General features: G+C 35.4%; 8 protein-coding genes. All 8 read left to right on the top strand.

All coding sequences use genetic code 11. The annotated features are described in order from the left end of the window. Positions 1-444 precede the first annotated feature (444 nt). The 8 genes from IQ282_RS01990 to IQ282_RS01955 all read left to right on the top strand — a co-directional run bounded on the left by IQ282_RS01990 (position 445) and on the right by IQ282_RS01955 (position 9,616). Positions 445-789 carry a single-stranded DNA-binding protein gene (locus IQ282_RS01990; protein WP_026813265.1) on the top strand — a complete coding sequence of 115 codons (345 nt, stop codon included), beginning with the start codon at positions 445-447 and terminating at the stop codon, positions 787-789. A gap of 78 nt (positions 790-867) precedes the next feature. Next, positions 868-1,248, top strand: a complete 381-nt coding sequence (locus IQ282_RS01985; protein WP_076547076.1) for a DUF6876 family protein — start codon at positions 868-870, stop codon at positions 1,246-1,248. A gap of 12 nt (positions 1,249-1,260) precedes the next feature. Beyond that, positions 1,261-1,458, top strand: coding sequence for a hypothetical protein (locus IQ282_RS01980; RefSeq protein WP_076547077.1), 198 nt, complete (start codon positions 1,261-1,263; stop codon positions 1,456-1,458). Between the two features lie 430 nt (positions 1,459-1,888). Then, positions 1,889-2,269 carry a BfmA/BtgA family mobilization protein gene (locus tag IQ282_RS01975; protein ID WP_076547079.1) on the top strand — a complete coding sequence of 127 codons (381 nt, stop codon included), beginning with the start codon at positions 1,889-1,891 and terminating at the stop codon, positions 2,267-2,269. Between the two features lie 10 nt (positions 2,270-2,279). Next, entirely contained in the window at positions 2,280-3,311 is a 1,032-nt protein-coding gene (gene mobB, locus IQ282_RS01970; protein WP_076547080.1) for a MobB family relaxase, read from the top strand. A 5-nt stretch (positions 3,312-3,316) separates the two neighbouring features. Continuing rightward, positions 3,317-4,897 (top strand): type IV secretory system conjugative DNA transfer family protein, encoded by a 1,581-nt coding sequence (locus tag IQ282_RS01965; RefSeq protein ID WP_076547081.1) that lies wholly within the window; start codon positions 3,317-3,319, stop codon positions 4,895-4,897. Positions 4,898-5,018: 121 nt separating this feature from the next. Beyond that, positions 5,019-7,046, top strand: coding sequence for a site-specific DNA-methyltransferase (locus IQ282_RS01960; RefSeq protein ID WP_076547082.1), 2,028 nt, complete (start codon positions 5,019-5,021; stop codon positions 7,044-7,046). Beyond that, positions 7,043-9,616, top strand: coding sequence for a DEAD/DEAH box helicase (locus IQ282_RS01955; protein WP_084181969.1), 2,574 nt, complete (start codon positions 7,043-7,045; stop codon positions 9,614-9,616). The genes IQ282_RS01960 and IQ282_RS01955 overlap by 4 nt, the downstream gene beginning before the upstream one ends.

Genomic DNA, 9,616 nt, shown 5'->3' with positions numbered 1-9,616 from the left:
ACTCGAAAATCCTTAAAAACCGAACCGCTGCCTTACACATTTTAAGGGGTTTATAATGGATAAAGCCTTTATTGTTTTTCGGTACAGCGAAAAACAGGCACGACATAACCAATTCTAATTTAACCACAGCTGCTTATCTCGCTTAACTGTCGGTACGCTCAAACGCAACTGCGTTTAAAAGAATTGCTAATGCCCTTATGGAACTTGTAAAGACTATACAAGTTTTAGTGAAAAATAAGGTTTCTACTTCCTTGAAAATGCGAGCATTTTACTACGTCGCAAACACACCTGATTTATTCCCTAAAAGTCTTGACAAAACCCACTCTATCCATTGTGCGGCGCACAGAAGAAAAGAACAAACACCCCTTAAAATTTAATTCAGTTTAAATCAAATAAGGGAAATATAAACCAGTCTGTAACAAAGCAGACACAAATCTTTTTATTATGAGTACTATTAAAAATCACGTACAGTTAATCGGAAACGTTGGACAAGAGCCAACCATTACGAACCTTGAAAGCGGAAAGAAAGTAGCCCGTTTTTCATTAGCAACAAATGAGTATTACAAGGACAAAGAAGGCAACAAGCAAACGGACACGAATTGGCATACCGTAGTAGCTTGGGGCAAAACTGCCGAAATTGTAGAGAAGTATGTTGTTAAAGGCAAAGAAGTTGGAATATCGGGAAAACTTAAAACCCGAAGTTATACAAATGATGATAACGAACAACGCTATGTTACGGAAGTTGTAGCCGATGAAATTCTTTTACTTGGAAGCAAAGACGACAAGTAAATCTTAAAATAAAGAGGGCGTTCCCGTGAGAAGTTGCGCCCTCTTTTTCATTATTCACTAATTTAAAAAAGCAAAACAATGAAAGCACAAGTTAACGAAATCAAAGAAGGATTGCAACATTTTCACGGAACGGAAATGTTCTATCAAATCCCATTATTAAGAACACGTTTTACGGACGGACTAAAATATCTTGCTAATGCGGCAGATTGTTTTTGGCTCATTACGGACACTTCCGTAATTGCAAAAAGTCTGATGAACCGAAGCGAATTTATAACCATAGACTTCAAAAGATTGCCCGAAGATAAACAGGATTTTACAGGCTATGAAGCAGAGATAATTTACAGCGATGGCAACGACAATATTTTGGAAAAACACGGATATCGGGCAACCGATTTTCCGCTCGATGAACTGCGTTTATTTTTTGTAAATGATACGCTGATGTTACCAAGCGAATATTAAAATTTTGAAGCTATGATTTACATAAAATTTCAAGATTTGAGCGAGGAAAAACAAGAGGAACTTTTACAGGTTTCGAGAGAACACGTAACACATCTTTATGGGGATTCCATAAAAAAATATGTGGAAGAAACTGGTGCAGATTATGAAAACTTGATTGACGAAGAAATGATTAAAAACTTATACACTTATAATTTTATTTTCAATATGTAGCACCATTAAAATAGAGCATCGAACACCTCTAAAATTTTAGAGGTGTTTTTGTCTGCAATTAATATCAAGTCAAAAAAAAGCGTATCTTTATATCGCTGAAATTCAGCATTCAAATTAAAGTAGGGTTATCCACTTTTCGACTTTCGCCGATAATCTTACACATCGAAAAATAACATATCGGAAAATCATTTTCCCTGAAAATGGCAATTGGCTTTTTAGCCAGATTGTATGGATTTTTGTCCCGCGAGCGGGACGAAAAGGAATAGCAAGAGGGTAACACGCTGCGCGATGTTTCGGATTCCTTTTCGTTTTCAAATAGCTGATAATCAGCGAATTGAATATATTATAATTTCCTGACAGTTAACGATTTGCGACAAACGGGCTGTTAACGCCCATTTTTAGGGATGATTTTGCGACAAATCGGCGAAATATGGACTCATTTATTGGAATTAGATTTAAAAAGGAAACTGCAAAACGTTTCCAAACGTTCTCACGTACTTACTTCAAATCGCACACCGAGGCGATGGCTACAATGCTAGATTTTTTCTTCTATAATGAAATTTCGCCAAAAGAAAAATTAGGTCCAACGGGGCGAACCATCGAAGCTAAATTGCTCAAAAGAATCAATGCGGTTATTGCCATAATGCGAGATGTGGAAAAGACACAAACCAAACCTACGGTGGCTATGATTCAATCACTTTTTGAAACAGAAGAGCCAGAAAAAAAACCGCTGATTGTGGAAAAGAAATATGCGGAAGAAAAGAAAGAAGTGCGCTTTCGCGAAAAGCGAAACTTAAAGAACGAACTCTAATTTTTGAACTATGTATATCACAATCACACCACAGAAATTAGGAACAAATTACTCACAAAGTTCAGCCGATTTTGTAGGCTATTTAGAGAAAGAAAATGAAGGGATAAAGGAAGCAGATATGGAACATTTTTTCAATCAATATGGCGACGAGATTTCCGCAGAAGAAGTGGTAAAGGAAATTGATGGAAACACCGCAAAATTGAAAAAGAAAGAACCTAAATTTTATTCCATAACGGTCAGTCCTTCCAAGTATGAATTGAACAGATTACAGAACAGTCGTGAAGATTTAAAAACCTACACTCGTGAGCTAATGAAAGATTATGTTGCCAGCTTCAATCGGGAAATCAATGGACGACCTATATCAATAGACGACATAAAATATTACGCTAAAATTGAACATCAAAGAACCTTCAAGGGTACGGACTTTCAGATAAAAGAAAACCAACCTTTCGCCACAAAAATACTTCAGCTCAAAACGGATATCCGAAATATTCAAGAAGGACGAGCTGAAGGGAATATTAAGAAAATGGAAAAGGAAATTGCCAAACTGGAACGCCAAGCGCCACATCAACAAAACGGAAAACGGATAGTTCAGGGAATGCCGAAAGCAGGAAACCAAAGTCACATTCATATTATCGTTAGCCGAAAGGATGCTTCAAATTCTATAAGCCTTTCCCCAGGAAGTAAGCACAAAGCATCCGAAGTAGAGATGCACGGAAAAAAAGTGAAGCGTGGTTTTGATAGAGATACATTTTTCGCGAAAGCGGAAAAAACATTTGATAAGACATTTGGATATAAGCGCAATTACGCAGAGACCTACAAAGCTAAAAAGACCTTTGTAAAGAACCCAAACCTATATTTTTCAGCATTGATGAAATTGCCAGCCAATGAAAAAGCATTGGCTTTTAAAATGATAAGTAAATCAGGATTGCCCATAGTGCCGAGTATTCCAGTAAGTCAGGCACAAATAGCGCTTCGAGTTTTTAAGCGATTGAGACGTGGCGCAGAAGTGGCCATCAAATCAAGTTCCATCGGAATCTAATAGATATGCAGATAGACAATCTTATAACGATACTTTCAATTATTGGTTTGGCCAGTACCGTTTTCTATGGAATGTTTCGAGTATCAAAATATGCGTTTGTGTTGAATAGCATATCGCTTTCAGTTCTCGTGTTCTATTTGTCTGAAGGAAATGAATTGATATTTATATTACTTTATTTGGTTTGTCCGCTAATGCTAATTAATATAGGACTGTATGTTTTTCTACATAAAACCGAAAGCCCGAAAAATGGCGACAGCAGATACCAAGTAAACTTTGCAACTACTAAAGGAAATTTCAGATTGGATAATATCAAACGTGGTGCATCCATCATTGGTTCTGCCGGAAGTGGTAAAACCGAAAGCGTGGTTTATGGATTTCTAAAGCATTTTGAAAAAGAAGGTTTCTGCGGAATTATTCACGATTATAAAGATTTTGAATTGACCGAAATGGCATATCCGCTTTTCAAGGATAGCGACATCCCTTTTAAGGTCATTTCCTTCGATAAAATCATTCATAAGGTAAATCCTATTGCGCCACGGTATTTAGAGAATGAGGAAAGCGTAAACGAGGTGTCAAGGGTGTTGATTGAGAATCTATTAGAGCAAAGAGAAAGCGGAACAACTGGCACGACAAAATTCTTCAACGATGCTGCAGAAGGGTTGATTGGTGGTTTGATTTGGAAACTGAAAACGGACTATCCCAAGTTTTGTACGTTGCCACATTTAATTGCGGTTTATCAATTTCTCGATACTAAAAGTTTGATTCAGTTTCTGGAAACCAACACCACATCACGAGCAATGGCAGATGCCTTTATAAGTGGCAAGGATTCTGAAAGGCAGACCGCTGGTGTAAAAAGCACATTGGCAAATGCGCTGAAAAGAATTAGTACACAACGGATTTTTATGGCTTTGTCCGCAGATGAAGTACCGCTAAATATAAATAGTGCTGAAAATCCCTGCGTAATTTCGATTGTGAACAACCCAAAATTCGAAACTTCGTATTCACCAGTAATCGCTACAATTATACACACTATTACAAAGCAAATGAGCGTGCGTAATTCAAAACCATCATTCTTGCTTATGGAAGAAGCACCAACCATTCGTTTATTGAATATGCATCGAATTCCTGCAACATTGAGAAGCTATAATATTTCTACGATTTATGTGATGCAGGATAAAATTCAGAATGATATGATGTATGGCGATAAGGCAAGCAAGGCGATTCTTAGTAATCTATCCTATCAATTTTTCGGAAAGGTAAATGACCCGGACACCGCAAAATATTACGAACGCTTTTTTGAAATCATTAAAGACCCAACCAAGAGCATAAGTCGAGGACATAACCTCGATTTTGATACTCGCATTACTACGGGCGAAAAGGAAATCCCAAAGATTCGGGCGGACGTATTTTTCAGGTTGAAACAGGGCGAGTTTATCACTTATGCAGATGGTAGGGATAAAAAGGTGCAGTTTAAATTAGCCGACATTCAAAGGGAACTTCCTAATGAGACTAAACAGTTTTCTAAAGCTGATTTGGGAGCTAATTTTGAGCGGGTTTATGAGGAAGCACGGTCTATATTTAAATAACGTTAAACACCTTAATTCATTGGGCTAAACGGTTAATAAATGATAATCTTAAAATTATCTTAACCCTTTTTTTGCAACGTGAAATTATACCAATATCTTTAACACTTATTTTTACCACCAAATGACAGAATTAAGCCAAAGAGAAAAGGACTATTTAATAGAAAAATTACAAAAGGGCGAGCAACTACCCGAGGACTTCAAGTACAAGCTTTTCCCCACTATTCAAAAGGAATATGAACTCGTTTATGCTGGAAAAATGCGTAAAGAAGATATTCTTGCAGACGAAGATGGAGTAACTGCCGCACCTTTACAAATTGAAAGAACGTATAACGGCGACCGTGAGTCTTATCCTGACGGTTGGAAAAATATGATTGTATTTGGCGACAACCTTCAATTTCTCAAAACCATTTACAAAAATGAAGACCCACTTATAAAAGACAAGGTTAAGGGAAAGGTTAAATTAATTTACATAGACCCACCATTTGCGACAGAATCTGATTTTTCAGGGTCACAAGGTCAAAAAGCATATACAGACAAGGCTAAAGATGCTGAATTTGTAGAGTTTATACGAAGAAGATTAATTATTGCCAAAGAAATTTTGGCTCGTGATGGAAGTATTTATATTCATCTTGACCAAAAAAAATCTCACTATATCAAAACCATATTAGATGAGATTTTTGGAGAAGGTAATTTTCGTAATGAAATAGTTTGGAAAAGAACAAGTGCTCACAGCGATAGCGGAAAGTTAGGAATAAACTGTGAATTTATTTTCTACTATACAAATTCTGAAAAATATATATGGAATCAGCTTTATGAGTATTATTCAGAAAAACATTTGAAACGCTTTCGTAATCAAGATGAAGATGGTCGTTTATGGACTGATGGTCCTGTAACAGCTAAGGGGTTAAAGGGTTCAGGTTATACCTATGAATACAAAGGCATAAAAGGATATTGGAGATGTCCATTATCAACAATGGAAAGACTTGATTCTGAGAATCGTTTGCACTTTACGAACAAGGGAGGAATCCGGGTTAAAAAGTATTTAGAGGAATTAAAAGGAATTCCGTTACAGTCATTATGGGATACAGTAAATCCCATCAATTCACAGTCCAAAGAGCGAGTTAGTTATCCCACACAAAAGCCTGAAGAACTAATCGAAAGAATTATACGGTTGTCAACCAATAAGGATGATTTAGTTTTGGATTTTTTTGGAGGTAGCGGAACCGTAGCCTCAGTTGCTGAAAAATTAGGTAGAAAATGGATTACTTGTGATATTGGTAAATTTGCTTTTTACACGATTCAAAAAAGAATATTGACAATTCAAAACTCAAAATCTCTAAAAAATAAAACTAAAGATTTTGGCAAGAAGTCAACATCATTTCACACGATTAATACGGGTTTTTACGATATAGAAAAACTATTTTCATTACAACATAAAGAATATCAAGACTTCGTACTAAATCTCTTTGAAGTAACCCCAAAACCAAAAAAAATTGCAGGTATTGAATTTCAAGGAGAACGTAAGGATGGGTATGACGTATTGATTTGGAAATATTGGGAGCATAAGGATGCAGCAGTTGATGAAGATTATTTAGAAATTCTTCACAAAAATATTGGCAAAAAAGTTGGCGACCGTATCTATATTATAGCGCCAGCAAATTCTGTTCAATTTATTGATGATTACTATGAGATAGGGAATGTGCGCTATTACTTTTTGAAAGTACCATATCAAATTATTCAAGAATTGCATAAGGAGAAATTTAAAAAATTCAGACAGCCTACCAGTTCCAGCAACGTAAATTCACTTGAAAATGCAGTTGGTTTTCACTTTATAAGACAACCAGAAGTTAAGTCCTCGTTTGATGATGGTGTAATCACAATAAAGGCTTTTAAAGCCTACTACCCTGATGAAGATACCTTGGAAGATATTCCTGGTCTGGAAGCCTTGGCAATGGTTGTTGTAGATAAAAACTATAACGGCAATGAGTTTTTAATGTCCGATGTATTTTTTGCTGCTGATATTGTTAGTGAGGATGGTAAAGCTAATGTTTCCATTGAAGATTGTGGCTCTAAAGTAAGTGCAGTATATATCGACATTTATGGCAATGAATTCCGCGAGGTATTTACCAATAAAAATACGAAGGGATGATTCAGGAAAAAAAGCGATACGACACAAAAGATTTAATATTAAAAGTAAATCAATTTTATAATCAAAGCGAGCTACCACTTCCTTATTGGGATAGGTTTTTGGATGCACTTTGTGGAACAAGGGAATACCAAAAGAAAGCCATAAGAAGTTCAGTCATTTACTTGGCATCCAAAGAGTATACTAATATTCAAGACTTGGTTTCTAAAAATCATTATCAAAATCCTCAATTACGGGAGAGATATCCTGAGCTTGCAGATTACCACCGTAAGCTACAGTTACCTTCAAAGTTATCTGCGACAATAGACCTTGCTACAGGAACGGGAAAAAGTTACGTAATGTATGGCATAGCACAAATCTTATTAGGTTTAGGCTTGGTCAAAAGAGTACTCGTCTTGTGTCCATCAACGACAATTGAAAAAGAACTGCATAAAAAGTTTTTAGCCTTGGTTTCTGACCCAATTCTAAAAGAAACAATTCCGCCATCTGCAATTATTAGAAATCCGAGTATAGTTGATGGAAGTGTTACCGTGGATGAAGGTGCCATTTGTATTGAAAATGTCCACGCTGTTTACGAAAGGACAGGTTCATCAATTGAAGATAGTTTTGGTTTCAAAAGAGGTTTTGACACGGTAGTTTTGAATGATGAAACCCATCACATTTATAATAAGATTTCAGGTAATACTACAGAAGCAAGAGGGTTAAAAATATGGAAGAAATTTTTATTGGACGATGGTTATAATTTTAAATATATGCTTGGTTTTACAGGTACAGCATATATAGGGAATGATTACTTCAATGACGTTATTTACAGATACTCTTTACGAGAAGCTGTTGATGAAAAATTTGTTAAGAAGATTAATTATGTTTCAGAGGATGATAGCATAAACGAAGACCAAAGATTTCAGAAAATATATCAGAACCATAGCAATAATAAAGTTACTTACAAAAATGTAAAACCATTAACAATTCTGGTAACAAACAATATTACAAATGCCAAAAGACTTGAAACACGATTGGTTGAATTTTTAATGCTGGAAGAAGGTTTGGAAGAACAAGAGGTTCGGGATAAATTGGTTATGACGGTAACTTCAGATAAGGTACATAAGCATAATGTAATTCGTTTAGAGGAAGTAGATGAACAAGACTCTACTGTAGAATGGATTGTGTCCGTTTCTATGCTTACAGAGGGATGGGATGTTAAGAATGTATTCCAAATAGTCCCTATGGAAGAAAGAGCTTTTAATTCAAAATTATTGATTTCTCAGGTTTTAGGTAGAGGACTAAGAGTGCCGCCTGAATATATAAATAATGCAGAAGTTACAATATTTAACCATTCATCTTGGGGCTCAAAAATTAAAGGATTGGTAGATGAAGTACTGGAGTTAGAAATGCGATTGGAGAGTTCTAACTTAATCGATGGCGATAGGAGTAAATTTCATTTTGAACTTTACAATATAGATTACAACAAAATTGAAAAAGCGGTAGAAAACAACAGTAAAGAGAAAGAGTTTAATTATAAAGGTATCATAAACTTAGAATCTTCGGTAGACCAAGTAAGTCAGGAAACAACATATACCAACCTTGCGAGTGATTATAAGAGTGTAGAGTACAAGATTAAAAATAGAATGACACCAATTAAGGAAATCGTTGATAAAATCTATCACGAGTTTCAGACGAGAGAATGGGAAGGTGTTACACTTAAATTACAAGAAGGTCAATACACAAAAAACAACCTTCCGCCCAAAGAAGAGATTACAAAGCTGATAAGGCGTTCTATGGATAAGGTTGGTCTGGAAGGAGATGAATTGAACGAAAAGAATAAACGAAATATTTTTTCTTCATTCAATACGCTTCTAAGACGAAAAAATAAATCGCTTGAATTAGTCAGAATAGCGCAAAAGCCCTTTGTTATCTCAACTAAAGAAAGAATAAAGGAAACATTGTCAATAGGGAATTTACGCCATAATTCTACGGTTATGTATTCAAATAATTACAATGAAGAAGTTAAAGACACAGACGTCTTAAACTTTTTGCAGGAAGTAATTGATGATGGAACTTTTCCTCGTAATGCTACTTTGCAGGCAAATAGTTATGATTTTAAAACACCGGTAGATTTAGCGTTCCTTAACGCAACACCTGAAAGAAAATTTGCTGAAAAATTGGTTAGGAATGAAAATTCCAAAGCCTTGGATGCTTGGCTAAAATCAACTAATCAAAGCTTCTATACTATTGAGTATTCGCTATCAAGTAAATCAGGAAACCATACAAAACAGGGCAAATTCAATCCAGACTTTTTTGTTAAAACCTCAGATACGGAAATAGAATATATTACCGTTGTCGAGATTAAAGATGACCAAGACTATTCTGATTTAAATAAAGCAAAATTTAAATGGGCGACCATTCATTTTCAGGAATTAAATAAACAACTTGAAGAAAATAATGTGAATCAACGCTATAATTTTCATTTCCTAAGTCCTGAGAATTATGATGATTTCTTTGAATATTTGAGAAATGGTAAATTGGTTCAAGGCCTATTTACGAGTAATTTGGATAAAGAATTGAGTACATAG

Origin of the sequence: Nonlabens antarcticus (genome assembly GCF_015356755.1) — a bacterium.
Taxonomy (GTDB): Bacteria; Bacteroidota; Bacteroidia; order Flavobacteriales; family Flavobacteriaceae; genus Nonlabens; species Nonlabens antarcticus.
This window is presented reverse-complemented; position numbering and strand designations above follow the sequence as displayed.

Coding starts and splice junctions, on each gene's coding strand:
- IQ282_RS01990 (WP_026813265.1), top strand. CDS start 445: ATGAGTACTATTAAAAATCACGTACAGTTAATCGGAAACGTTGGACAA.
- IQ282_RS01985 (WP_076547076.1), top strand. CDS start 868: ATGAAAGCACAAGTTAACGAAATCAAAGAAGGATTGCAACATTTTCAC.
- IQ282_RS01980 (WP_076547077.1), top strand. CDS start 1,261: ATGATTTACATAAAATTTCAAGATTTGAGCGAGGAAAAACAAGAGGAA.
- IQ282_RS01975 (WP_076547079.1), top strand. CDS start 1,889: ATGGACTCATTTATTGGAATTAGATTTAAAAAGGAAACTGCAAAACGT.
- mobB (WP_076547080.1), top strand. CDS start 2,280: ATGTATATCACAATCACACCACAGAAATTAGGAACAAATTACTCACAA.
- IQ282_RS01965 (WP_076547081.1), top strand. CDS start 3,317: ATGCAGATAGACAATCTTATAACGATACTTTCAATTATTGGTTTGGCC.
- IQ282_RS01960 (WP_076547082.1), top strand. CDS start 5,019: ATGACAGAATTAAGCCAAAGAGAAAAGGACTATTTAATAGAAAAATTA.
- IQ282_RS01955 (WP_084181969.1), top strand. CDS start 7,043: ATGATTCAGGAAAAAAAGCGATACGACACAAAAGATTTAATATTAAAA.